The 23,444-nt window shown below is 63.1% G+C and carries 20 protein-coding genes and 3 pseudogenes; 10 read left to right on the top strand and 13 right to left on the bottom strand.

The window, feature by feature from the left end; all coding sequences use genetic code 11:
- From sdhC to HK436_RS08180, 9 genes and pseudogenes are all read right to left on the bottom strand, one after another.
- The gene (sdhC, locus tag HK436_RS08220) at nt 1-405 is read right to left on the bottom strand and encodes a succinate dehydrogenase, cytochrome b556 subunit (RefSeq protein WP_173188735.1); all 405 of its coding nucleotides are present in this window, start codon (nt 403-405) and stop codon (nt 1-3) included.
- A 207-nt stretch (nt 406-612) separates the two neighbouring features.
- On the bottom strand, nt 613-852 hold the full coding sequence (locus tag HK436_RS08215; protein ID WP_173188733.1) for a hypothetical protein: 240 nt from the start codon (nt 850-852) through the stop codon (nt 613-615).
- Nucleotides 853-1,053: 201 nt separating this feature from the next.
- Nucleotides 1,054-1,672, bottom strand: a pseudogene (locus HK436_RS33465) (pyridoxamine 5'-phosphate oxidase family protein).
- Between the two features lie 11 nt (nt 1,673-1,683).
- Nucleotides 1,684-2,331, bottom strand: coding sequence for a septation protein A (locus HK436_RS08205; protein WP_173188731.1), 648 nt, complete (start codon nt 2,329-2,331; stop codon nt 1,684-1,686).
- Nucleotides 2,331-4,082, bottom strand: a complete 1,752-nt coding sequence (gene ftsY, locus HK436_RS08200; RefSeq protein ID WP_173188729.1) for a signal recognition particle-docking protein FtsY — start codon at nt 4,080-4,082, stop codon at nt 2,331-2,333. The genes HK436_RS08205 and ftsY overlap by 1 nt, the downstream gene beginning before the upstream one ends.
- 16 nt (nt 4,083-4,098) lie before the next feature.
- Nucleotides 4,099-5,406 (bottom strand): tRNA (N(6)-L-threonylcarbamoyladenosine(37)-C(2))-methylthiotransferase MtaB, encoded by a 1,308-nt coding sequence (gene mtaB, locus HK436_RS08195; protein ID WP_194248449.1) that lies wholly within the window; start codon nt 5,404-5,406, stop codon nt 4,099-4,101.
- On the bottom strand, nt 5,403-6,287 hold the full coding sequence (dapF, locus tag HK436_RS08190) for a diaminopimelate epimerase (protein WP_173188726.1): 885 nt from the start codon (nt 6,285-6,287) through the stop codon (nt 5,403-5,405). Before dapF ends, mtaB begins: the two co-directional genes overlap by 4 nt.
- A 54-nt stretch (nt 6,288-6,341) precedes the next feature.
- A complete protein-coding gene (locus HK436_RS08185; RefSeq protein WP_173188724.1) occupies nt 6,342-6,503 on the bottom strand; it encodes a DUF1328 domain-containing protein in 162 nt (53 codons plus the stop codon).
- A 68-nt stretch (nt 6,504-6,571) separates the two neighbouring features.
- Complete coding sequence (locus tag HK436_RS08180; RefSeq protein ID WP_244648606.1) at nt 6,572-7,633, bottom strand: MBL fold metallo-hydrolase; 1,062 nt, start codon at nt 7,631-7,633, stop codon at nt 6,572-6,574.
- A gap of 207 nt (nt 7,634-7,840) precedes the next feature.
- Here HK436_RS08180 and HK436_RS08175 point away from each other — a divergent pair, with 207 nt between their 5' ends.
- Nucleotides 7,841-8,401: an AprI/Inh family metalloprotease inhibitor gene (locus HK436_RS08175; RefSeq protein ID WP_173188722.1), complete on the top strand. Its 561-nt coding sequence runs from the start codon at nt 7,841-7,843 to the stop codon at nt 8,399-8,401.
- 38 nt (nt 8,402-8,439) lie between these two features.
- On the top strand, nt 8,440-9,609 hold the full coding sequence (zapE, locus tag HK436_RS08170) for a cell division protein ZapE (RefSeq protein WP_173188720.1): 1,170 nt from the start codon (nt 8,440-8,442) through the stop codon (nt 9,607-9,609).
- Here the strand turns inward: zapE and HK436_RS08165 are convergent.
- A complete protein-coding gene (locus HK436_RS08165; RefSeq protein ID WP_173188719.1) occupies nt 9,606-10,049 on the bottom strand; it encodes a YqfO family protein in 444 nt (147 codons plus the stop codon). The two genes, zapE and HK436_RS08165, sit on opposite strands and share 4 nt — an antisense overlap.
- Nucleotides 10,050-10,408: 359 nt before the next feature.
- Here HK436_RS08165 and mdh point away from each other — a divergent pair, with 359 nt between their 5' ends.
- From mdh to lpdA, 7 genes are all read left to right on the top strand, one after another.
- Nucleotides 10,409-11,374, top strand: coding sequence for a malate dehydrogenase (mdh, locus tag HK436_RS08160; protein ID WP_173188717.1), 966 nt, complete (start codon nt 10,409-10,411; stop codon nt 11,372-11,374).
- A 12-nt stretch (nt 11,375-11,386) separates the two neighbouring features.
- Complete coding sequence (gene sucC, locus HK436_RS08155) at nt 11,387-12,583, top strand: ADP-forming succinate--CoA ligase subunit beta (RefSeq protein ID WP_173188715.1); 1,197 nt, start codon at nt 11,387-11,389, stop codon at nt 12,581-12,583.
- A 6-nt stretch (nt 12,584-12,589) separates the two neighbouring features.
- On the top strand, nt 12,590-13,492 hold the full coding sequence (gene sucD / locus HK436_RS08150) for a succinate--CoA ligase subunit alpha (RefSeq protein WP_173188713.1): 903 nt from the start codon (nt 12,590-12,592) through the stop codon (nt 13,490-13,492).
- 108 nt (nt 13,493-13,600) lie between these two features.
- Entirely contained in the window at nt 13,601-16,588 is a 2,988-nt protein-coding gene (locus HK436_RS08145) for a 2-oxoglutarate dehydrogenase E1 component (RefSeq protein ID WP_173188711.1), read from the top strand.
- 50 nt (nt 16,589-16,638) lie between these two features.
- A complete protein-coding gene (gene odhB, locus HK436_RS08140; protein WP_173188709.1) occupies nt 16,639-17,874 on the top strand; it encodes a 2-oxoglutarate dehydrogenase complex dihydrolipoyllysine-residue succinyltransferase in 1,236 nt (411 codons plus the stop codon).
- 35 nt (nt 17,875-17,909) lie between these two features.
- Nucleotides 17,910-18,659, top strand: coding sequence for an SDR family oxidoreductase (locus HK436_RS08135; RefSeq protein WP_173188707.1), 750 nt, complete (start codon nt 17,910-17,912; stop codon nt 18,657-18,659).
- Between the two features lie 30 nt (nt 18,660-18,689).
- The gene (gene lpdA / locus HK436_RS08130; RefSeq protein ID WP_173188705.1) at nt 18,690-20,096 is read left to right on the top strand and encodes a dihydrolipoyl dehydrogenase; all 1,407 of its coding nucleotides are present in this window, start codon (nt 18,690-18,692) and stop codon (nt 20,094-20,096) included.
- Nucleotides 20,097-20,177: 81 nt separating this feature from the next.
- On the opposite strand, the gene HK436_RS30410 is transcribed toward lpdA, so the two are convergent.
- Nucleotides 20,178-20,567, bottom strand: coding sequence for a hypothetical protein (locus tag HK436_RS30410; protein WP_194248448.1), 390 nt, complete (start codon nt 20,565-20,567; stop codon nt 20,178-20,180).
- Nucleotides 20,568-20,675: 108 nt separating this feature from the next.
- Between HK436_RS30410 and holA the strand changes: the two are divergent.
- Nucleotides 20,676-21,718: pseudogene (holA, locus tag HK436_RS08120) on the top strand (DNA polymerase III subunit delta).
- A 4-nt stretch (nt 21,719-21,722) separates the two neighbouring features.
- Here the strand turns inward: holA and HK436_RS08115 are convergent.
- Both HK436_RS08115 and HK436_RS08110 read right to left on the bottom strand, forming a co-directional pair.
- Nucleotides 21,723-22,597, bottom strand: a pseudogene (locus HK436_RS08115) (ParB/RepB/Spo0J family partition protein).
- A gap of 41 nt (nt 22,598-22,638) precedes the next feature.
- Nucleotides 22,639-23,436, bottom strand: coding sequence for a ParA family protein (locus HK436_RS08110; RefSeq protein WP_173188703.1), 798 nt, complete (start codon nt 23,434-23,436; stop codon nt 22,639-22,641).
- Nucleotides 23,437-23,444: the final 8 nt, after the last annotated feature.

The raw sequence follows: 23,444 nt of genomic DNA, 5'->3' as shown, positions 1-23,444 counted from the left end.
TCAGGCTCCCCGCGCGAGATAGCCGATCACCCACAGGATGATGGTCAGAGCCACGGAAACGAAGGGCATCGCAACGGCAACCCTGGTCGAGAAATGTTTCTCAAGACCGAGGCCCGCATCCATGACGAAATGACGGATACCGCCCAGCATGTGGTGGAGGAGCGCCCAGGTGAAGCCGAACAGGATGAGCCGACCGATCCAGGAGCCGTAGACCGCGCTGATCGTGTCGAACCACTCTTGCGACGTCGCGGCGGCCAGCAGCCAGACCGCAAACAGCACAATGCCAAAATAGAGCGCGACGCCAGTGATGCGATGCACGATCGACATCATCATCGTCGGAATTGGCTTGTAGATGAACAGATGCGGCGAAAGCGGTCTGGCGCGGGTGGCTGCGGATTTGCTCATGGCTCCCCGGGAGATGGCGGCTACGCTCGCAAAGCCCGCTGAAAACGGCATCGGCGGTTCGGAACGCGACCTGTGGCTGCCGGCTTTCTAATGCGGTTTTTGCAGCGCGTCAAAGCCGGAAAACCACGCCGGATCACAATGCGTTCGACCGCAGTTCGCTTCAATCGATTGAAGTCGTGCGGACCGGACCGACGTCACGAAAACGAATCAGCGAACGCAGGTAAGCGGTTCGCTTCCAGCCTTCATCCAGAGCGCCTCACGGCCTTCGACAACCAGGGCAAGCCCGCCCTCGCCATAGCGGCTGGTCTGGGTGGGCGGCGATGCCGGGAGCTCGTAGCTATCGCCCTCCGCTTCAACAAGCCTGACCGAGGAACTGCGATTCTCGACCGATATCGCACCGTCCTCACCGCAATTGTAAGTGGCGTGACGCGGCTGCGTTGTGGCCACGACCTCTTCCGCGCCGCCGGATTGCTGTCCATCGGCAACGCAGGCCGCAAGGAGAAAAGCGAAACCGCAAAGCAACACGACGCGATGGGCACCACGGCCCGCTCGGGGATTCGTAATCATGGCGTCGACTTAGCGCCAATTGCCGACAAAGATCAACGCGGTTGCGGCTGTCGTTGCGTGAGCGGTGGCCGCAACCCGATCTTACCACAGGGTCTTGCGGTAGGCTTCGTCGAGCGACTTGTCGACCGTTGCGGCCGATTCCGACAAGGCAAGCTGATCGCGCAGGATTTCGCCCAGAGTTGGCATCGTGCCGCGCTCTGGCCAGCTTTCCGGCTTCCACAGCTCCGATCGCATGAAGGCCTTGGCGCAATGCATGTAGCAGGCCTTGACGGACGGACACGATCAGCACGGTGATCGGCAACTTGCCGTCCACGGCTAGCCTGTCTCGCAGCGTTTCGTCCGCGGTGATGCGTGCCTCGCCGTTGACGCGCAGTGTCTCGTTCATGCCGGGGATGAGAAACAGCAGGCCGACAGCAGAGTTGGCAACGACGTTTTCCCAAGTGTCGAGGCGGTTGTTGCCCGGCCGGTCGGGAATCGCGAGCGTGTGGTCATCGAGCACGGCAACGAAACCCGGTCTGTCGCCTTTCGGCGTCACATCCGCATTGCCCGCATTGTCGGACGAGCCGATGAGCACGAAAGGGCTCCTGCCGATGAAGGAGCGGGCGTGATGGTCGAGCAGGCGTAGTTCCTTGCGCAGCGGCCCGTCACCCGGTTGCCGGTAATGCTGCCTCAGGCCTTCGCGCGTGGTGATGAACTCCATCGGATGTCCTCTTACTCGGCCGGCTTGTCTTCCAGCGCGTGGCGCATGATCAGCGGCATCTGGCTGAAGGTGAAGGCAAGGGTGATCGGCATGATGCCCCAGACCTTGAATGCAACCCAGAAATCGGTCGAGAAGTTGCGCCAGACCACTTCGTTCGCAAGGGCCAAGAAGAAGAAGAACAGGCCCCAGCGCAATGTCAGCTTGCGCCATCCTTCAGCATCGAGCCGGAAGGCCGAATCGAACACATAGCCAAGCAGCGACCTGCCGAAGAAAAGCCCGCCGAGCAGCACCGTGCCGAAGAGCGTGTTCACGATGGTCGGCTTCATCTTGATGAAGATCTCGTCCTGCAGCCACAGGGTCAGTGCGCCGAAGACGAAGACGACGACGCCCGACACCAGTGGCATGATCGGCAGCGACCGGGTCAGCAACCACGACACCGAAAGCGAGATGGCGGTAGCGACCATAAACAGGCCGGTGGCCAGAAAAAGCGGACCACCAAGAGAGCCCAGCGACGGCCAGGTCTCGATCAGGCTTTCACCGCGCGCGTTGGCGAAAAAGAAGACGAGCAGAGGCCCCAGCTCCAGCGCAAGCTTGAGCAAGGGGTTCATTTCTTTCTTCTTCGGGTCTTCGGGACCGCGCTCGAGAATGGGATCGTTCATCAATTCACTCCGGCGATCGCCTTGGCAAAGTCGCCCGCAGAAAAGGGTTCCAGGTCGTCGACCTGCTCGCCGACGCCGATGAAATAAACCGGCAATTTATGCTTCGCAGCGATTGCGACAAGAATGCCACCGCGCGCCGTGCCGTCGAGCTTGGTCATCACCAAGCCGTTGACGCCTGCAACATTGCGGAAGATTTCGACCTGATTGAGGGCATTCTGGCCCGTCGTCGCATCGACCGTTTGAAGCACGGTATGCGGCGCCTCAGGATCGTGCTTGCCGAGCACGCGCACGATCTTCTCGAGTTCGGCCATCAGCTCGGCCTTGTTCTGGAGCCGGCCGGCGGTGTCGATGATGAGCACGTCGGAGCCTGCCTCCTTGGCCTGCTGGTAGGCGTCGAAAGCCAGCCCGGCAGCATCGGCGCCGAGCCTCGATGCGACGACAGGCGAACCGGTGCGCTCGCCCCAGATCTTGAGCTGCTCGATCGCCGCGGCGCGGAACGTGTCGCCCGCGGCGAGCGTCACCTTGAGACCGCCCGCCGTCAGCTTGGCGGCGAGCTTGCCGATAGTCGTTGTCTTGCCGGTCCCGTTGACGCCGACCACGAGGATGACATGCGGCTTGTGGCTGAGGTCGAGTTCCAGCGGCAGGGCGACGGGGCCGAGCACCTTTTCGATTTCCTGGGCCATCACCGCCAGAACTTCATCGCCGGAGACATCCTTGCCGTAACGGCCGGAGGCGAGGGTGTCGGTGACGCGGATCGCGGTTTCCATGCCGAGATCGGCACGGATCAGAACGTCTTCCAGATCCTGCAGCGTGTCGTCGTCGAGTTTGCGCTTGGTGAAGACGCCCGAGATCGAGTCGCGCAGCTCGCGCGAGGAACGCGAAAGACCCTGGCTGAGACGCTGATACCACGACAGACGCGGCGCAGGCGCGGCTTCGACCGGCGCGGGCTCGCTCTTTTTCTCGACCGCCCTGGAAACCGTGACCCTGGCTGGAGGTGGCGCATCAACCGGCGCAGCCGTCGGCGCGAGCTCCTCACCCTTACCGTCGTCCGATGAAGAACGAGAGGGAGGCAACGCCGTTGCAGCATCGTCCTCTTCGTCCGGCAATGCGGACGAAGACCGCTCCTCCTTTGCAGCCGGTTCGCGATTCTCCGCCTCAGCGGGGAGGGTGTCAGCGCGAGGCCGAAGTGGCTCTGGCTCTGGCTCTGGCTCTGGCTCTGGCTCTGGCTCTGGCTCTGGCTCTGGCTCTGGCTCTGGCTCTGGCTCTGGCTCTGGCTCTGGCTCTGGCTCTGGCTCTGGCTCTGGCTCTGGCTCTGGCTCTGGCTCTGGCTCTGGCTCTGGCTCTGGCTCTGGCTCTGGCTCTGGCTCTGGCTCTGGCTCTGGCTCTGGAATTGTCGGTGCCGGTTCCGGCACTTCAAGCGGAATTTCGGGTATGGGGCGGGATTCCGGGGCGGGCACCACATCCGGCTCAAGCGGAACCGGCGGCACCTCGGCGGGAACCGGCTCGGGCTCGCCGGGTTCGGCAGTTTCAGGTGCGGGCTCGGCGGTCGGCGCGGTCTCCTCGACCGGCCGGCGCAGAAATTCGGGAACCGGGCCTTCCACCGGGGCCTGGTCGGGCGTCGCGGCGGGCGGTGTCGGCGCCGCCTCGGCAGCTTGTGCCGGCGTCGGCGCAGCAGGCGCATCGTCCGCCGGACGCTCCTCGACTTCCTTGTTGCCGAAGGAGAAGATTTTCTTGATAAAACCGAATGCCATGTCTTCCGCGTACCCCTTACGCAGCCTGCGCCGCGAGGGGGCGCGCGATCAGCCGCTCCCCGTCATGCCCTGAAACGGCAACCTCGACAACGTCGCCAGGCTTGCCCGCATCGACCGCAGCCAGCGTAAAGCCCTCCGCGCGGCCGATACCTTCGCGTTCCACGAGAATGCGCTGCCGCGTCCCGACCAGCACATCGAGATGCCGGCGATAGGCCGCGTCGCCGGCGGCACGAAGCCGCGCCGCACGCTCCTTCACGACGGTCCGATCGACCTGCGGCATGCGCGCCGCGGGCGTACCCTCGCGCGGGCTGAAGGGGAAGACGTGCAGGTGCGTAAGTCCGCACTCGTCGACGATCTTAAATGAGTTCTCGAACATTTCTTCGGTTTCCGTCGGGAAGCCGGCGATCAGGTCGGCGCCGAAGACGATGTCGGGCCTAAGCTGCCGCACATCTTCGCAGAAGCGGATCGAATCGTCGCGAAGGTGGCGGCGCTTCATACGCTTCAGCACCATATCGTCGCCGGCCTGCAACGAAAGATGCAGATGCGGCATCAGCCGTGGCTCGGTGGCGATGGCCTCCATCAGCTCGTCATCCGCCTCGATCGAATCGATCGACGACAGCCTTAGCCGCGCGAGGTCCGGCACCTGCTTCAGGATCGTCTTGACCAGCCGGCCGAGCCTGGGGCTGCCCGGCAGATCGGCGCCGTAGCCGGTCATGTCGACGCCGGTCAGAACCACTTCGGCATAACCGTTGCCGGCGAGGCGCTTGACCTGGTCGACCGCGGCGCCCATCGGCACCGAGCGCGAGTTTCCGCGCCCGTAAGGAATGATGCAGAAGGTGCAGCGGTGGTTACAGCCGTTCTGCACCTGCACGAAGGCCCGCGCGCGGCCCTCGATGGCGTCGACCATATGCGAGGCCGTCTCGGTGACCGACATGATGTCGTTCACGCGCGCCTTCTCGAAATCGTTGACCCCGAAATCGGGAAGCGCGCGATAATTGTGCGCCTTCAGCTTCTCCTCGTTGCCGAGGACGAGATCGACCTCGTCCATCGCTACGAAGCTGTCGGGGTCGGTCTGGGCAGCACAGCCCGTGACGATGATGCGTGCGCCGGGGTTGTCGCGGCGCGCCTTGCGGATCGCCTGCCTGGCCTGTCGCACCGCCTCGCCCGTGACGGCGCAGGTGTTGAATATCACGGCACCGCCGCCAAGATCGCCGAGCCCGGCGGCATTCGCTTCGCGCCTCATCACCTCGGATTCGTAAGTGTTGAGCCGGCAGCCGAAGGTGACGACATCGATGCCCCCGGGGGTATCCTTGCCCCCGCTCATGCCGCGCCCTCGACCTCGCGTTCCCACGAACCGGTGGCCGGGTCGAGCAGACCCGAGAACTCCCACTCCGCCGGCCCGGTCATGATCACATGATCGTCGTCGCGCCATTCGATCAGGAGCTTGCCGCCGCTGGGCGCGGTGACCGTGACGGTGCGCCCGGTGCGCCCGGTGCGGGCAGCCGACACGGCCGCCGCACATGCCGCGGACCCGCATGCCTTGGTGAGGCCCGCGCCGCGCTCCCAGGTGCGGATGGTCATCGCATCCGGTGCAGTCACCTGAGCAATGGTGATATTGGCGCGCTCGGGAAAGATCGGGTGATTTTCGAGCAGTGGCCCGAACCGGTCGAGGTCATAGGACCAGACGTCCTCGTCCACCCAGAAGATCGCATGCGGATTGCCCATTGAGGCCACCGAGGGCGAATGCAGCACCGGGGCGTCGATCGGGCCGATCTGCAGCTCGATCATTCGCGTATCGCGAAACTCCTCCGCCAGCGGAATATCCTGCCAGCCGAAGCGCGGCATGCCCAGATCGACCGAGATCGTGCCGTCTTCATGCTCGCGCGCGTTCAGGAGGCCGGCAACGGTTTCAAGGGTAAAGACGGACCGGCCGGTTTCAGCTGACAGCGCCTGGACGACGCAGCGCGTGCCGTTGCCGCAGGCCTGCGCCGGCGAGCCGTCCGAATTGAGGATTTCAACGAAGGCATCGGTGCCGGGCGTGCGGGGATCGTGCACCGCCATGATCTGGTCGAAGCGCGTCGACGGGTCGGCATTGAGCGCAATGGCGGCCGCCGCCGCAACCCGGTCGGCGCGGCCACGCATATCGACAACGATGATCTCGTTGCCGATGCCATTCATCTTCGCAAAGGGTGCGCGTTCGCTCATGCGCCGGTATATGGCGGAAAAGGGCGCTGATTACCAGTGCGCGGCCTTTCGCGATCAGGCGATGGCGACAATCCCGAGCACGGCGAGCAGGAAGAGAACCAGCACGATACCGATGAGGATCTTCGCACCCGTCATGGCTGCGCCGGAGATCGTGTTGAGACCCAGCAGGCCGGCAACGGCCGCGACGATCAGGAGAATGAGAATCCATTTGAGCATTGCGGAACCTCCATTGAAGCGCGAATTCTGGATGCCCCAGGAACGCCGCGTCCTAATCGAAGTTCCGCTCAGCCGATTACTGGCGGCACGTCCCAGACCTCACCGGGCTGCATTGGGCGGAAACGGTCGCGTGAAATCGCCTTGTGGTCGAGCGCGGCATGCAGCAGGTCACGCGGCTCCTCGATCGGCTCGTTGGTGAGTTGGAACGTGCCCCAGTGGTGACCTGCAGCGAATGCTGCGCCGGCCAGCACCATACCTTCGACCGCCTCCGACGGGTTCTGGTGCTGGGCTTCCATGAACCAGCGCGGCTCATAGGCGCCGATCGGCAGGATCGCCAGCCGGAAGCCGCCATGCTTGCGCGCGGCTTCGCGGTAGTTGATGCCGCCGTGGAAGCCGGTATCGCCGACGACGTAAATGCCACCACCCGGCGCATCGACGACAAAACCGGCCCACAGGGCCATGCGGCGGTCGCCGGTTCCGCGTGCCGACCAGTGGTGCACCGGCTCGATGTGAACCGGCATGGAACCGCAGATCGCCATGTCGCCCCAGTCGTGCGCTGCGATCCGCATATCCGGCACGCTTTGACGAACGATCGTGTCGTTTCCCAGCGGTGTGATGACCAGCGGGTCATGCGCCTGCTTCAGCCGCGCGAGGGTCGCAACGTCCATGTGGTCATAGTGATTGTGGCTGAGCAGCACGAGATCGATTGGCGGCAGGTCCTCGAAGGCGACGCCCGGCGCGTTTATACGGCGCGGCCCCGCGAACGAAAGCGGCGAAACGCGGTCGGACCATACAGGGTCGGTGAGGATGTTCATGCCCCCGGTCTGGATCAGCAGCGTGGCATGACCGACCATCGTGACCACCAGCCGCTGTCCTGCCACACGCGGCTCCGGCTTCGCTTCGGGAAACGAGCTCGGCCATTCGTCCGGCCAGCGGGCGCGTCCGCCGCCGAACTGCCAGCGCAAAAGGTCGGTGAAGCCCGCGGGCGGTTTACCCTGAGGATTGAAAAAGACGGTGCCGTCGAAATGATCGCTTTTCGGCCCAGAGTAATACCGACTGCCAGATCCACTCTTCGCCATCGCTGCTCCGCCTCCGGCAGCCGCGACGCCGCCGAGCCCGATCCACTTCATCAACCCGCGCCTGTTCATGGCCCTCAGGATAACGCCTGCCGGCATTCCGGCAAGCGGCTCGGACCTCGCGTCAGCTGCCTTGGGGTTGCCGGGAACCCTAATTTAACCATATGCGTTGGATTATCCTTGGGATTGCCACTATTCTGGCGATTGAAGGGATTCAAATTGGACGTACGAAACGGGTTACCGTTTCGACGGAGGGAATCGATGGGTTTCAGAACTACCGGCGTATTGGCCACGACATTTATCGCGCTCGCATTGGCCGGTTGCCAGAGCGAACGCTTCTCGCGGCTGGATTCGAGCGGTCCTGCGCCGGCGCCACTGTCGCCCGCACCGGCCGGTACGGTGACGTCCGGCCAGCTTCCGCCACCCGGTCAGCCGGGCGTGACGGATCCCAGCCAGTTCCCCGCAGCCCCGGGCGCGCAACCGGGACAGCTTCCCTCTGACGGGACCCAGGTCGCAGCCGTCGATCCAGGTGCCAATGCGCCTGAGATCACCACGGGTAGCGTCGCAGGCGTATGGAATGCCAGCGTCTCCGGACAGAGCTGCCGCATCGCGACACCGCAAACGCGCTTCGGCCAGGGCTATCGCGCCGGGCCGCTGCGGTGCCCGGCACCGCTCGACGGCGTCAAGTCGTGGAACGTATCGGGCAGCCAGCTCGCGCTCTACAACGACAACGGCGAAGTGCTTGCACGCCTCTATTCCTCGGGTGGTGAGCGTTTCGACGGCCAGACGAGCACGGGCGTACCGGTTTCACTGTCCCGCTGAGCCACATCATATAGCGCGACAGCATACAGGCCCCGCCGATGTCTTCGCTCGACGACCTGTCGACATTCCGTACGTTGCGGCAGCATTACGAGCATCTTGAGCAGGCCGGCACCATCATCTCTGACCCGGCGCAGCTACGGATCGTGGATGCGCTGGACCGTTTGATCGCCGACGTCTCGACCAAGCGTCTGGCATCCAAATCCAGCGCACTGGGCTGGCTTTTCGCCAAACGAAAGCAGCCGCGCGAGACCGTGAAGGGTCTGTACGTCTATGGGGGCGTCGGGCGCGGTAAAACAATGCTCATGGATCTGTTCTTCGAACGGGTTCCGGTGAAGCGCAAGCGGCGCGCCCACTTCAATGATTTCATGGCCGACGTCCACGATCGCATACAGAGCCATCGCGAGGCGCTGAAACGCGGCGAGACGAAGGAGACGGATCCGATCCCGCCGGTTGCCAAGGCACTGGCCGAAGAAGCGTGGATTCTATGCTTCGACGAATTCGCGGTGACGGACATCGCCGACGCCATGGTCCTGTCGCGGCTGTTTTCCAGCCTGTTCGCGGAAGGCGTCGTGCTCGTCGCGACGTCGAACGTGGCGCCGCGCGATCTTTACCGCGATGGCTTGAACCGGGCGCTCTTCGAACCATTCATCGGTATCCTGGAACGCCACGCGGAAGTGATCGCGCTCGACGGACCGACCGACTACAGGCGCGAAAAACTCGACCGGATGCGGGTCTATATGACGCCTTGCGATGCCGAGACCGCCAGCCAGATGGACGAAGCATGGCACGCAGCTACCGCCGGCCACACGACGCAGGAGACGCGACTCGCGGTGAAAGGCCGGGAACTGGTTATTCTACGCGCCAACGGCACGGCGGCGCGCTTTACCTTCGGCGAACTTTGCGAAAAGCCGCTGGGCGCGCGCGACTATCTGGCAATCGCCTCTCGTTTCGACACGCTGTTCATCGACTGCATTCCGGTGATGGGTCAGGAAAAGCGCAACGAGGCCAAGCGCTTCATCTTGCTGATCGACACGCTTTACGACAACCGCATGCGGCTTGTCGCAAGTGCCGAAGCGCCGCCGGAACAGCTCTATGCCGGCACCAGCGGCACGGAAGCCTTTGAGTTCGCCCGCACGGCGTCCCGCCTGACGGAAATGCAGACCCGCGACTGGCTGGAGACGGTGCGGCAGCGTGAAACGCCACGCTAGCCGTTCTCTGCCTGCTTCCAGTCTCCCGTGGTGTTCCACCATCGGTTGGGATTGCTGCTGTCGTCGAGCCCCTTGGAGCGGCTGCCGAGTATGGTCTGAATACGAATGACCGGTTCCTGGTAGCTGTGGACCTGAAAGATCGCCTCGATCACCCGGTCGATAATCGGCCGGTCGGCAGGAAGCTCGAAGGACACCTCGACCACCCCGGGGCGGGCCCTAACCTCGCTCTCCGGTCCGGCCGCGGCGCCGTCCAGAGGGCGATATCGCTCAATGCCGGTCCCGCTCTGATAGGCGTTGCCGTCGTAGTTGCCCATGGCAAGCGGGGTTATCGCCACCACCGCCTTCATGATGCGATCGACATCCTCGGTGGGCGCCTGAAAACTCAGGAGCACCAACTGCTCCATCCGCAAAGATGTCGTTTCAAACGATCGCTCAAACATCCACTGCCTCCCTTCGATATGGCAAAGCGGCAGTCTAAACGCAGACGTGCTGACATCGCGGAGTCAGCAGATTGGCGACAATCCCGTTGCTTCGTGGTTTGCAGCTACTGTTCCATTTCGGTTCAAACTGGCGATCGAGGCAAATCCAGCCCTACGGATTCTTACGTTTACGTAAGATAATAATGATCTAAACGATTGAAAATGTTCGCGTGGTAAGAATCGGTTGAGTTTTTTGGGCGATGCGTCTATGCCCGAGCCCGAATTCGGACGGCCTCCCGTGTCCGGATAACAATACTCGGCAACGCAGTTTTCAGGCCGGCGCGGCAGCAGACCGGCGCACAAAAGGGAAACCAATCACCATGGCTCGCAACAAGATTGCCCTCATCGGATCCGGCATGATCGGCGGCACGCTCGCCCATCTGGTCGGCCTCAAGGAACTCGGCGACGTCGTCATGTTCGACATCGCGGAAGGCATTCCGCAGGGCAAGGGCCTGGACATCGCGGAATCCTCGCCGGTCGACGGTTTCGACACCCGCTATGTCGGCGCGAACGAATATGCGGCCATCGAAGGCGCTGACGTCTGCATCGTGACGGCCGGTGTGCCGCGCAAGCCCGGCATGAGCCGCGACGATCTCCTCGGCATCAATCTCAAGGTGATGGAGCAGGTCGGCGCCGGCATCAAGAAGTACGCGCCTAACGCATTTGTCATCTGCATCACCAACCCGCTCGACGCGATGGTCTGGGCACTGCAGAAGTTCTCGGGCCTGCCCAAGAGCCACGTCGTCGGCATGGCCGGTGTGCTCGACTCGTCCCGCTTCCGCTACTTCCTCGCCGAAGAATTCAACGTGTCCGTCGAGGACGTGAGCGCGATGACGCTCGGTGGCCATGGCGACGACATGGTGCCGATGGTCCGCTATTCCACCGTTGCTGGCATCCCGCTGCCAGATCTCGTCAAGATGGGCTGGACCAGCAAGGAGAAGCTGGACGCCATCGTCGAGCGCACCCGCAAGGGCGGCGGCGAGATTGTCGGCCTGCTCAAGACCGGGTCCGCCTACTACGCGCCTGCCGCATCGGCGATTGCCATGGCCGAGAGCTACCTCAAGGACAAGAAGCGCGTTCTGCCTTGCGCGGCGCATCTGTCCGGCCAGTATGGCCTCAAGGACATGTATGTCGGCGTGCCGGTGGTGATCGGCGCTGGCGGCGTGGAACGCATCATCGAGATCGACTTCAACAAGTCCGAGCAGAAGATGTTCGACAAGTCGGTCGCGGCAGTGCAGGGTCTCTGCGAGGCCTGCATCGGCATCGCGCCGGCCTTGGGCAAGTAAGGGGGACGGCGGATGAACATCCACGAATACCAGGCCAAGCAGCTTCTCAAGGGTTTCGGCGCACCGGTCGCCGACGGTGTCGCGATCCTCAAGGCCGGCGAAGCCGAAGCTGCCGCCAAATCGCTGCCGGGCCCGCTTTATGTGGTCAAGAGCCAGATCCATGCCGGCGGCCGCGGCAAGGGCAAGTTCAAGGAACTTGGTCCCGACGCCAAGGGCGGCGTTCGGCTGGCGAAGTCCGTCGAGGACGTGGTCGCCAACGTCAACGAGATGCTCGGCAACACGCTGGTGACCAAGCAGACCGGCGAGGCCGGCAAGCAGGTCAACCGTCTCTACATCGAAGACGGCGCCGATATCGCCCGTGAGCTCTACCTGTCGATCCTCGTCGACCGCACCGTCGGACGCGTCGCCTTCGTGGTTTCGACCGAGGGCGGCATGGACATCGAGGCCGTCGCCGAAGAGACGCCGGAGAAGATCGTCACCGTCGCGATCGACCCCGAAACGGGCGTGACCGATGCGGATGTTGCCAGGCTCAACGAAGCACTGAAGCTAGAAGGCGATGCGGCGAACGACGGCAAGACGCTGTTCCCGCTCCTCTACAAGGCCTTCACCGAGAAGGACATGAGCCTGCTCGAGGTCAATCCGCTGATCGTCATGGAAAACGGCCGGCTGCGCGTCCTCGACGCGAAGGTCTCGTTCGACAACAATGCGCTGTTCCGTCACCCGGACGTGGTCGAGCTGCGCGACGTGACCGAGGAAGACGACAAGGAAATCGAGGCCTCGAAATACGACCTCGCCTATGTCGCGCTCGACGGCAACATCGGCTGCATGGTCAACGGCGCCGGCCTTGCCATGGCGACGATGGACATCATCAAGCTCTACGGCGCCGAGCCCGCCAACTTCCTCGACGTCGGGGGCGGCGCTTCCAAGGAAAAGGTCACGGCCGCGTTCAAGATCATCACTGCCGATCCGAACGTGAAGGGCATTCTCGTCAACATCTTCGGCGGCATCATGAAGTGCGACGTCATCGCCGAGGGTGTGATCGCAGCCGTCAAGGAAGTCGGCCTCAAGGTTCCGCTCGTGGTGCGCCTGGAAGGCACCAATGTCGAACTGGGCAAGAAGATCATCAACGAGAGCGGGCTGAACGTGATTTCCGCCGACGATCTCGACGATGCCGCCCAGAAGATCGTGAATGCCGTGAAGGGGGCCTGAGCCTAGATGTCCATTCTTATCGACAAGAACACCAAGGTTCTCGTTCAGGGCCTCACCGGCAAGACCGGAACGTTCCACACCGAACAGGCGCTCGCCTATCACGGCACGCAGATGGTCGGCGGCATCCACCCGAAGAAGGGCGGAGAAACCTGGACCGGCGCCAGCGGTGAAAACCTGCCGATCTTCGCCTCAGTCGCCGAGGGCCGCGACAAGACCGGCGCAACCGCCTCTGTGGTTTACGTGCCGCCGGCAGGTGCTGCCGCTGCGATCATCGAGGCCATCGAGGCCGAGATGCCGCTGATCGTCTGCATCACCGAGGGCATCCCGGTCATGGACATGGTCAAGGTCAAGGCGAAGCTCGACAAATCGAAATCGCGCCTGATCGGCCCGAATTGCCCCGGCATCGTCACCCCCGACGAATGCAAGATCGGCATCATGCCGGGCAACATCTTCCGCAAGGGTTCGGTGGGCGTTGTTTCCCGCTCCGGAACGCTTACCTATGAAGCAGTGTTTCAGACGACGAACGAAGGCCTTGGCCAGACGACGGCCGTCGGCATCGGCGGCGATCCGGTGAAGGGCACCGAATTCATCGACGTGCTGGAGATGTTCCTGGCCGACGACGCGACGCAGTCGATCATCATGATCGGCGAGATCGGCGGCTCGGCCGAGGAAGAAGCAGCGCAGTTTCTGAAAGACGAAGCCAAGAAAGGCCGCCGCAAGCCGATGGCCGGCTTCATCGCGGGCCGCACCGCACCGCCCGGACGCACCATGGGCCATGCCGGCGCCGTGATTTCCGGCGGCAAGGGCGGCGCTGAAGACAAGATCGCGGCGATGGAAGAGGCGGGCATCCGTGTTTCGCCTTCGCCGGCCCGACTCGGCAAGACGCTGGTCGAAGCGATCAAGGGTTAAGGGAGAAAGGGAATAGGGCAGTAGGCGCACCAAACATGTTTGCCTTACTGCCCTACTTACCTACTCCTCTCACACAGGAGACGGAGCACGGGGCTCCGAAGGATCAAGATGGCGCGGCAGGATCAGGCCAACGACCAGTTTTCACTCACCTCGTTTCTGTATGGCGGCAATGCCGACTATATCGAGACCCTTCACGCCGCCTGGCAGGACGATCCGTCTTCGGTTGATCCGGAGTGGCGCGACTTCTTCGCCGCGCTGAAGGACGATGCCGGGGATGTGCGCAAGAGCGCGCAGGGCGCCTCCTGGACGAAGGCCAACTGGCCGATCGCGGCCAATGGCGAACTCGTCTCGGCGCTGGATGGCGACTGGGGCGCGGCCGAAAAGCACTTCGAGAAGAAGGTTCGCGAAAAGGCCAGCGAGAAGGGTGCCGCACTTTCCGACGCCGACATCCTGACGGCCACGCGCGATTCGGTTCGCGCCATCATGATGATCCGCGCATACCGCATGCGCGGCCATCTTCATGCCGATCTCGATCCGCTCGGTCTCGCCGAGGCCAAGGAGGACTACAACGAACTGTCGCCGGAGGCCTACGGTTTCACCGAGGCCGATTACGACCGCCCGATCTTCATCGACCATGTGCTGGGACTGGAATACGCCACCGTCCGGCAGATGCTGGACATCCTGAAGCGCACCTATTGCTCGACCCTTGGCGTCGAGTTCATGCACATTTCCAATCCGGCCGAGAAGGCATGGATCCAGGAGCGCATCGAGGGTCCCGACAAGGGCATCGAATTCACCTCCGAAGGCAAGAAGGCGATCCTGTCGAAGCTGATCGAGGCCGAAGGCTTCGAACAGTTCATCGACGTCAAGTACAAGGGGACCAAGCGCTTCGGCCTCGACGGCGGCGAATCGCTGATTCCGGCGCTCGAGCAGATCATCAAGCGCGGCGGCGCCATGGGGCTGAAGGAAGCCGTGCTCGGCATGGCCCATCGCGGCCGCCTCAACGTGCTGACCAACGTTATGGCCAAGCCGCATCGCGCGGTGTTCCACGAATTCAAGGGCGGCTCCTACACGCCGGATGACGTCGAAGGTTCGGGCGACGTGAAGTACCACCTCGGTGCTTCCTCCGACCGCGAGTTCGACGGTAACAAGGTGCATCTGTCGCTGACGGCCAACCCCTCGCATCTGGAGATCGTCAACCCTGTCGTCATGGGCAAGGCGCGCGCCAAGCAGGACCAGGTTTTCGGTCGCACCCGCGAAGAGGCTGTGCCGATCGAAGAGCGCGTGAAGGTGCTGCCGCTGCTGCTGCACGGCGATGCGGCTTTCGCAGGTCAGGGCGTCGTTGCCGAATGCCTCGGCCTGTCGGGCCTGCGCGGCCACCGCGTTGCCGGCACGATCCATTTCATTATCAACAACCAGATCGGGTTCACGACCAACCCGCGCTTCTCGCGCTCGTCGCCCTATCCGTCCGACGTTGCCAAGATGATCGAGGCGCCGATCTTCCACGTCAACGGCGACGACCCGGAAGCGGTCGTCTATGCGGCCAAGGTAGCGACCGAATACCGGATGACCTTCCACAAGCCGGTGGTCATCGACATGTTCTGCTATCGCCGCTTCGGCCATAATGAGGGCGACGAGCCGGCATTCACCCAGCCGGTCATGTACAAGGCGATCCGCTCGCACCGCACGACGGTCCAGCTCTACAGCGACAAGCTCATTGCCGAGGGCCTCATCACGCAGGACGAGGTCGAGAAGATGCGCGCCGACTGGCGGGCCAACCTCGAAGCGGAATTCGAGGCGGGCCAGGCCTACAAGCCCAACAAGGCCGACTGGCTCGACGGCGCCTGGTCGGGACTGCGCACGGCCGACAATCAGGACGAGCAGCGCCGCGGCAAGACCTCCGTTCCGCTCAAGACGCTGAAGGAGATCGGAAAGAAGCTGACCGACATGCCGAAGGACTTCGAGGTCCATCGCACCATCGGGCGCTTCCTCGACAGCCGGCGCAAGGCGATCGAATCGGGCGAAGGCCTGGACTGGGCGACCGGCGAAGCGCTGGCTTTCGGCTCGATCCTCATGGACGGCAACCCGATCCGCCTTTCGGGGCAGGATTCGGAGCGCGGTACCTTCTCGCAGCGCCACTCGGTGCTCTACGATCAGAAGTCCGAGGACCGCTACATTCCGCTCAACAATCTTGGGCCGGCCCAGGCCAATTACGAGGTCATCAACTCGATGCTCTCTGAAGAAGCCGTGCTTGGCTTCGAATATGGCTACAGCCTTGCCGAACCCCGCGCTCTGACGCTGTGGGAAGCCCAGTTCGGCGACTTCGCCAACGGTGCGCAGGTCGTCTTCGACCAGTTCATCTCATCGGGCGAGCGCAAATGGCTTCGCATGTCGGGCCTCGTCTGCCTGCTGCCGCATGGCTATGAAGGGCAGGGCCCGGAGCATTCCTCCGCCCGTCTCGAGCGCTTCCTGCAGATGTGCGCGGAAGACAACATGCAGGTGGCCAACGTTACGACGCCGGCTAACTACTTCCACATCCTTCGCCGTCAGCTCAAGCGCGACTTCCGCAAGCCGCTCGTGCTGATGACGCCGAAGTCGCTCCTGCGCCACAAGCGTGCAGTCTCCACACTGTCGGAAATGTCGGGCGAAAGCTCGTTCCACCGCCTGCTCTGGGACGACGCGCAGATGCTGCCGGACCAGAAGATCAAGCTGGTCAAGGACTCCAAGATCCGCCGTGTCGTTCTGTGCTCGGGCAAGGTCTATTACGACCTTTACGAGGAGCGCGAGAAGCGCGGTGTCGACGACGTCTACCTGCTGCGCGTCGAACAGCTCTACCCGTTCCCGGCCAAGGCGTTGATCAACGAACTGTCGCGTTTCCGCAATGCGGAGATGGTTTGGTGCCAGGAAGAGCCTAAGAACATGGGCGCGTGGTCGTTCATCGATCCGTATCTGGAGTGGGTGCTCGCCCACATCGACGCAAAGCACCAGCGCGTGCGCTACACCGGCCGGCCGGCCGCCGCATCCCCGGCGACGGGCCTCATGTCCAAGCACCTGGCACAGCTCGAGGCCTTCCTCGAGGATGCGCTGGGTGAATGAACCAGCACCACTGACCTAAGCGAAGCGAAATCAGGCAACGGAAAAGAACAATGGCTACCGAAATTCGCGTTCCCACCCTCGGAGAATCCGTCACCGAGGCCACAATCGGAAAGTGGTTCAAGAAGGCCGGCGAGGCCATCGCCGCCGACGAGCCGGTTGTCGAGCTGGAAACCGACAAGGTGACCATCGAGGTGCCCGCCCCCGCCGCCGGCACGCTTGCCGAAATCACGGTCAATGAAGGCGACACGGTCGAGCCCGGCGCGCTGCTCGGCATGATCGACGCAGGCGCGGGCGCTGCATCCGCCAAGAAGGAAGAGCCGAAGAAGGCCGAGGCGCCGAAAGAGGAAGCGGCCAAGCCCGAGCCCGCAGCCGACAAGGGCCCGGCAGGCAAAACCGACATGCCCGCTTCTCCGGCAGCGTCCAAGGCGCTCGCCGAGGCCGGCATTTCCGCAGACCAGGTGTCCGGCAGCGGCAAGCGCGGTCAAGTCCTCAAGGGAGATGCGCTCGACGCCATCGCCAAGGGTGTTTCAGCCTCTGCAACCGCCGCTCCTGCTGCAGCCCGCGCGCCTTCCTCGGAAGACGACGGCGCCCGCGAGGAACGCGTGCGCATGACCAAGCTGCGCCAGACCATCGCGCGCCGCCTGAAGGATGCGCAAAACACGGCCGCCATGCTGACCACCTTCAATGAGGTGGACATGAAGCCGGTGATGGACATGCGCGCCAAGTACAAGGAACTGTTCGAGAAGAAGCACGGCGTTAAGCTTGGCTTCATGGGCTTCTTCACCAAGGCGGTGACGCACGCATTGAAGGAGATCCCGGCTGTGAATGCCGAGATCGACGGTACCGACATCATCTACAAGAACTACGCGCATATCGGCGTGGCGGTCGGGACCGAAAAGGGCCTTGTGGTCCCCGTCGTGCGCGACGCCGACGCGATGACCATCGCCGAGATCGAGAAGGAGATCGGCCGGCTGGGTGTCGCCGCGCGCGACGGAAAGCTCTCGGTCGCCGACATGCAGGGCGGCACTTTCACCATCTCGAATGGCGGCGTCTACGGCTCGCTGATGTCGACGCCGATCCTGAATGCGCCGCAGTCGGGCATCCTCGGCATGCACAAGATCCAGGAACGGCCGATGGTCGTCGGTGGCCAGATCGTCATCCGTCCGATGATGTATCTCGCGCTCTCCTATGACCACCGGATCGTCGACGGCAAGGAAGCCGTGACCTTCCTGGTTCGCGTCAAGGAAACGCTTGAGGATCCCGAGCGTCTGGTTCTGGACCTGTAGGCTTCGAGACGCCCGATCCAGGCTACGGAGGAACGATGTCGGCGAAAACGATGCTCGTGACAGGCGGTTCGCGCGGCATTGGCGCCGCGATCGCCAGGCTCGGTGCGGCCGCCGGCTGGCGTGTCGCCGTCAACTACGCGTCCAATGAAAAAGCTGCCGCTCGCGTGGTGGACGAGATCGTCTCCGCCGGCGGCGAAGCATTCGCCATCCGTGGCGATGTCGGCGAGGAAGCGGACGTAATCGCCATGTTCGAGGCGGTCGATGCACGCTTCGGGAAACTCCACGGGCTTGTCAACAATGCCGGCGTTGTGGATCGCAAGGCACGTCTCGATGAAATGAGCGTAGAACGCCTGACCCGGATGATGCGCATAAACGTGATCGGCACCGCACTTTGCGCGCGCGAAGCCGTGAGGCGCATGTCGACCAGCCATGGCGGCGCAGGCGGAGCGATCGTCAACATCTCGTCGATCGCCGCCGTACTGGGCGCGCCGGGTGAATACATCGACTACGCGGCCTCAAAGGGCGCGGTCGACACCCTGACCGTCGGGCTTGCCCGCGAGGTCGCAGCCGAGGGCATTCGCGTCAATGCGGTCAGGCCAGGCATCATCGACACAGAAATTCATGCGTCCGGCGGCCAGCCGGATCGGGTTGCCGCCATGCGTGGCCTCGTGCCGATGAAGCGCGAAGGCACGGCCGAGGAAGTCGCGCGCGCGGCACTGTGGCTACTGTCTGACGAGGCGTCGTATTCGACGGGCGCGATTTTGACTACCAGCGGCGGGCGCTGACCCGCCATTGCGGCAAGGAAGGAATAAGCCATGAGCTATGACGTCGTCGTTATCGGAGCCGGCCCCGGCGGCTATGTCTGCGCCATCAAGGCTGCGCAACTGGGGCTGAAGACGGCTCTGGTGGAGAAGCGCGACACCTATGGCGGCACCTGCGTCAATATCGGCTGCATTCCCTCCAAGGCCCTGCTGCATGCGACCGAAATGCTGCTCGAGGCGGAACATTCCTTCGACGCGCTCGGCATCGAGATCAGCAAGCCGAAGGTCAATCTCAAGAAGATGATGGTGCACAAGACCCAGACGGTGGACCAGAACACCAAGGGCCTCGTCTTCCTGATGAAGAAGAACAAGATCGACACGTTCCAGGGCACCGGGCAAGTGCTCGGACAGGGCAAGCTCTCCGTGACGGGAGAAGACGGTAAGGTCCAGGAGATCGAAACGAAGAACATCGTCATCGCCACCGGCTCGGACGTCGCCGGCATTCCCGGTGTCGATGTCGATTTCGATGAAAAGGTGATCGTCTCCTCCACCGGCGCGCTGGCGTTCGACAAGGTGCCGGATCATCTCGTCGTGGTCGGCGGCGGCGTCATCGGGCTCGAACTCGGTTCCGTCTGGGCACGGCTCGGCGCGAAGGTGACTGTGGTCGAATATCTCGACACGATCCTCGGCGGCATGGACGGCGAGGTCGCCAAGCAGTTCCAGCGCCTGCTGGCCAAGCAAGGCATGGAGTTCAAGCTTGGCGCGAAGGTGACCGGGGTCGCAAAGTCCAAGAAAGGCGCATCGGTCACGTTCGAGCCGGTCAAGGGCGGCGACGCGGAAACGATCGAGGCCGATGCCGTGCTGGTCGCGACCGGCCGCAAGCCGTTCACTGATGGACTTGGTCTGGAGAAGGCCGGAGTGGTGCTCGATGAGCGCGGCCGCATTCAGACCGATAATCACTTCCAGACCTCGGTGCCGGGCGTATATGCGATCGGCGACGTCATCGCGGGGCCAATGCTTGCGCACAAGGCCGAGGACGAAGGTGTGGCGATAGCCGAAATCATCGCCGGCCAGGCGGGCCACGTGAATTACGACGTCATTCCAGGCGTCGTCTACACCAGCCCGGAAGTCGCTTCAGTCGGCAAGACCGAGGAAGAGTTGAAGAAGGCGGGCGTCGACTACAAGGCCGGCAAGTTCCCGTTCACGGCCAACGGGCGGGCCCGCGCCATGTTGCAGACCGACGGTTTCGTCAAGGTTCTCGCCGACAAGGCGACGGACAGGGTGCTGGGTGTTCATATCGTCGGCTTCGGCGCCGGGGAGATGATCCACGAAGCGGCGGTTCTAATGGAATTCGGGGGATCCTCCGAGGATCTGGCACGAACGTGCCACGCCCACCCGACGATGTCCGAATCGGTCAAGGAGGCGGCGCTGGCGACTTTTGCCAAGCCTATCCATATGTAGACTTCTGCGCATTCGATAATGAAATGGGCCGGATCTGCTTGATCCGGCCCATTTCATTTTACGCAAGGTTACACGGTACGCTTACTGGTTCGGTGCAGGCTCTTCAGCCGGCGCAGCCGGAGCCTCTTCCTCCACAGGGGCTGCTGGCGCTGCTTCCTCAGCCGGCGCCGGCGCTGCCTCAGGAGCCGGGGCAGGCGCAGTCTGCTCATTCTGCTGCTCCGGAATAACGGCGGTCGTGCCGGCATCCGTCCCGGGCCCACTGCTGAAGGCGATGAGGGCGATAACGAGCAGCACGGCAATAACGCCTGCCGCGATCAGCCCGCCGCGACCGTTGCTGTTGTGTACGACGGTCTCGTTGACCACGCGCGGATCAGCTGCGGGATCGGTATAAGGCGAGCGCGGAGCGACACGCGGCCCGTCCGGATGGCCGGGATCGACGCGACGCGGATCAATATTGTTCTGGTCTGACATTGTCGTTCTCCGTGATATTCCTGACTTTATCGTGACCAATAACGCCGCGAGACGGCTGAGGGTTCCGTTTGGGCTTTTCTTCGTCAAAACCTGTGGTAGCCAAGCGGCATGGCTCAGAAGAAAGCGCATGAAGTCGATTCGTGGCTAAGGCGTCCCGATCCCAACATTCGGATCGTGCTCATCTATGGTCCTGACCGCGGCCTCGTATCCGAGCGCGCCAAGGCTTTTGTGGCATCCACCGGGCTTAACACCGACGATCCCTTCTCTTCGGTCAGGCTGGATGCAGGCGAGGTCGAAGCCGCGCCAGGCAGGTTGTCGGACGAGGCAGGCACGGTTCCCATGTTCTCCGACCAGCGCCTGATATGGATCAAGGGTGCGGGCGCGCAAAAACAACTTGCAGATGAGGTGAAGTTCCTCGCCGCGTCGCCACCGCGCGACTCGATCATTCTCATCGAGGCTGGCGATCTCAAGAAGGGCGTTGCCCTCCGCAGCGCTGTGGAAAGTGCTTCGGCCGCGATGGCGCTGCCGTGCTATGCCGATGAGGGGCGTTCGATAGACGCCGTGATTGACGAAGTCCTGGCGCGCGACGGGCTTACCATCGGCATGGAGGGCCGCCAGGCCTTGCGCGCCAATCTCGGCGGCGACCGCCTGGCGACCCGAAGCGAAATCGAAAAGCTGGCGCTCTATTGCCACGGCGCGCGCGAAGTCACCGTCGATGACATCAACCTGATGACGGGCGACGTGTCAGTGTTGAGCCTCGACAACGCGATTGACGCCGTGCTGTCCGGGCACGCCGCTGTCTTCGACACGGCATTCGCGCGCCTGATCTCCTCCGGTACGAACCCGTTTCTCGTGCTGGCCGGCGCCATGCGGCAGTTTCAGGCTCTCAGCCTGATGCGCAACGAGATGGATTCCGCAGGCAAGGCGCCCGGCGCGGTCGTCGCCTCAGCTCGCCCCCGGTCTTCTTCACAAGGCGGAAGCTGGTGGAAACGGCGCTGCAGCGCTGGACCGCGCCCGCTCTGTCACGGGCGCTCGAGAGACTTCAGGCGGCAGTACTCCTAACGCGCCGCCGACCGGATCTTGCGACGGCAACGGCGCGGCAGGCGCTTATTGCGCTTCTGGTCGAATCCGCGCGCGCCGCCCGGCGCTGACAAGTCAGCGCTGCAACCTGCGGCACAATTCGTCGAGTTGCTCGAGCGTCTTGTACGAGATTTTCAGTTCCCCGCCCTTCTGGCCATGGGAAATCGTCACCCTGAGCCCCGTTACGTCGGATAGCGCCTTTTCCAGCGCGAGCGTATCCGCGTCCTTCTCGACGGGTGCGCTAGAGCGCGTCGGGGGCTGCGGCGGCCGGGCGGGCTGCTGCGCCAGTGCCTCGGCCTGGCGCACGGAAAGCCCCTCTTCGATGATTTGCTTAGCCAGCGAAGCAGGATCCTCTGCTGTCACCAACGTACGCGCGTGTCCGGCTGACAGCGAGCCATCAACGAGCATATCGCGAATGACGTCTGGCAATTTAAGCAGCCGGAGCGTGTTTGCGACATGACTACGGCTCTTGCCGATCACCTGACCGAGATCGGCCTGCGTATAGTGGTGCTCGTCGATAAGTTGTTGATAGCCTTGAGCTTCTTCGACCGGGTTCAGGTCGGCGCGCTGGACATTTTCGATGATCGCCAGCTCAAGCGCGACCCATCATCCACTTCCCGGATGATTACCGGGAGCTCGGTCAACCCCGCCCGCTGGGCCGCGCGCCAGCGGCGCTCGCCAGCTATGATCTCATAGCGACCATTGGCGCCGGTTCGCACCACTACCGGCTGCACGATTCCATGTTCACGGATCGACTGCGTAAGATCCGCAAGCTCCGCCTCGGCGAAGTTACGCCTTGGGTTGCGCGGATTTTGAGTAACAAATTCAATGGGAACGCGGCTATCCGCCCCTATCTTGGGCGTGGCCTGCGGCTGCGCCGGTTTGTCCATCTCGCCAATCAGCGCGGCGAGACCGCGGCCGAGCCGTTTTCTGGAGGGATCGTCACTCATGTTCATTCCGCATCATTTCGACATCGAATCGAGTCTTGTTTTTAAGCGGCCCGAAGCCGCCGCTCACGCCGTATCACTTCCGAGGCAAGCTGCAGGTAGGCCTGACTGCCGGTGCATTTAAGATCGTAGAGGATCGCCGGCTTCCCATAGGACGGGGCTTCGGAGACGCGAACGTTGCGCGGAATCACCGTGTCATAGACCTTGTCGCCCATATGCGCCCTGACGTCCTCGACAACCTGATTGGCGAGATTGTTGCGACCGTCGAACATGGTCAGCACGATACCCTGTATCGTCAGATCCGGATTGATCGAGTTGCGGATCTGCTCGACCGTCTGTAGGAGCTGGCTGAGACCCTCGAGCGCGAAGAATTCGCATTGTAGCGGAACGAGGACGGAATCGGCGGCTGCCATCGAATTGAGGGTCAACAGGTTCAGCGATGGCGGGCAGTCGATCAGCACATAAGAGAAATCGACGCCGGTTTCGCGGGAACGCCGCAGCGCGTTGCGCAGGCGCAGAACCCTGTCCGGCGCCGATGCGATCTCCATCTCGATACCGAGAAGATCGAGCGTTGAAGGAATGACGCTCAGCCCCGGCACCGCCGTGGGCATCGCCGCCTCTGCAACCGTGGCGTCACCGGCCAGCAGATCATAGGAGGATACCGCACGATCCTGCCGGTCGATTCCGAGGCCCGTGCTGGCATTGCCCTGCGGGTCCAGATCGACGATCAGCACCTTCTCGCCGATGGCGGCCAGGGCAGTGGCGAGATTGATCGCGGTGGTCGTTTTCCCGACGCCGCCCTTCTGGTTGGCGACGGTGATGATGCGAGGATGCACGGTCATGGCGGACA

Source organism: Neoaquamicrobium sediminum (assembly GCF_013240295.1).
In the GTDB taxonomy this organism is placed as follows: Bacteria; Pseudomonadota; Alphaproteobacteria; order Rhizobiales; family Rhizobiaceae; genus Aerobium; species Aerobium sediminum.
This window is presented reverse-complemented; position numbering and strand designations above follow the sequence as displayed.

What these genes read in the sequence shown, in the direction of transcription:
- sdhC (WP_173188735.1), bottom strand. Translation starts at nt 405, where the DNA reads ATGAGCAAATCCGCAGCCACCCGCGCCAGACCGCTTTCGCCGCATCTG.
- HK436_RS08205 (WP_173188731.1), bottom strand. Translation starts at nt 2,331, where the DNA reads ATGAACGATCCCATTCTCGAGCGCGGTCCCGAAGACCCGAAGAAGAAA.
- ftsY (WP_173188729.1), bottom strand. Translation starts at nt 4,082, where the DNA reads ATGGCATTCGGTTTTATCAAGAAAATCTTCTCCTTCGGCAACAAGGAA.
- mtaB (WP_194248449.1), bottom strand. Translation starts at nt 5,406, where the DNA reads ATGAGCGGGGGCAAGGATACCCCCGGGGGCATCGATGTCGTCACCTTC.
- dapF (WP_173188726.1), bottom strand. Translation starts at nt 6,287, where the DNA reads ATGAGCGAACGCGCACCCTTTGCGAAGATGAATGGCATCGGCAACGAG.
- HK436_RS08185 (WP_173188724.1), bottom strand. Translation starts at nt 6,503, where the DNA reads ATGCTCAAATGGATTCTCATTCTCCTGATCGTCGCGGCCGTTGCCGGC.
- HK436_RS08180 (WP_244648606.1), bottom strand. Translation starts at nt 7,633, where the DNA reads ATGAAGTGGATCGGGCTCGGCGGCGTCGCGGCTGCCGGAGGCGGAGCA.
- HK436_RS08175 (WP_173188722.1), top strand. Translation starts at nt 7,841, where the DNA reads ATGGGTTTCAGAACTACCGGCGTATTGGCCACGACATTTATCGCGCTC.
- zapE (WP_173188720.1), top strand. Translation starts at nt 8,440, where the DNA reads ATGTCTTCGCTCGACGACCTGTCGACATTCCGTACGTTGCGGCAGCAT.
- HK436_RS08165 (WP_173188719.1), bottom strand. Translation starts at nt 10,049, where the DNA reads ATGTTTGAGCGATCGTTTGAAACGACATCTTTGCGGATGGAGCAGTTG.
- mdh (WP_173188717.1), top strand. Translation starts at nt 10,409, where the DNA reads ATGGCTCGCAACAAGATTGCCCTCATCGGATCCGGCATGATCGGCGGC.
- sucC (WP_173188715.1), top strand. Translation starts at nt 11,387, where the DNA reads ATGAACATCCACGAATACCAGGCCAAGCAGCTTCTCAAGGGTTTCGGC.
- sucD (WP_173188713.1), top strand. Translation starts at nt 12,590, where the DNA reads ATGTCCATTCTTATCGACAAGAACACCAAGGTTCTCGTTCAGGGCCTC.
- HK436_RS08145 (WP_173188711.1), top strand. Translation starts at nt 13,601, where the DNA reads ATGGCGCGGCAGGATCAGGCCAACGACCAGTTTTCACTCACCTCGTTT.
- odhB (WP_173188709.1), top strand. Translation starts at nt 16,639, where the DNA reads ATGGCTACCGAAATTCGCGTTCCCACCCTCGGAGAATCCGTCACCGAG.
- HK436_RS08135 (WP_173188707.1), top strand. Translation starts at nt 17,910, where the DNA reads ATGTCGGCGAAAACGATGCTCGTGACAGGCGGTTCGCGCGGCATTGGC.
- lpdA (WP_173188705.1), top strand. Translation starts at nt 18,690, where the DNA reads ATGAGCTATGACGTCGTCGTTATCGGAGCCGGCCCCGGCGGCTATGTC.
- HK436_RS30410 (WP_194248448.1), bottom strand. Translation starts at nt 20,567, where the DNA reads ATGTCAGACCAGAACAATATTGATCCGCGTCGCGTCGATCCCGGCCAT.
- HK436_RS08110 (WP_173188703.1), bottom strand. Translation starts at nt 23,436, where the DNA reads ATGACCGTGCATCCTCGCATCATCACCGTCGCCAACCAGAAGGGCGGC.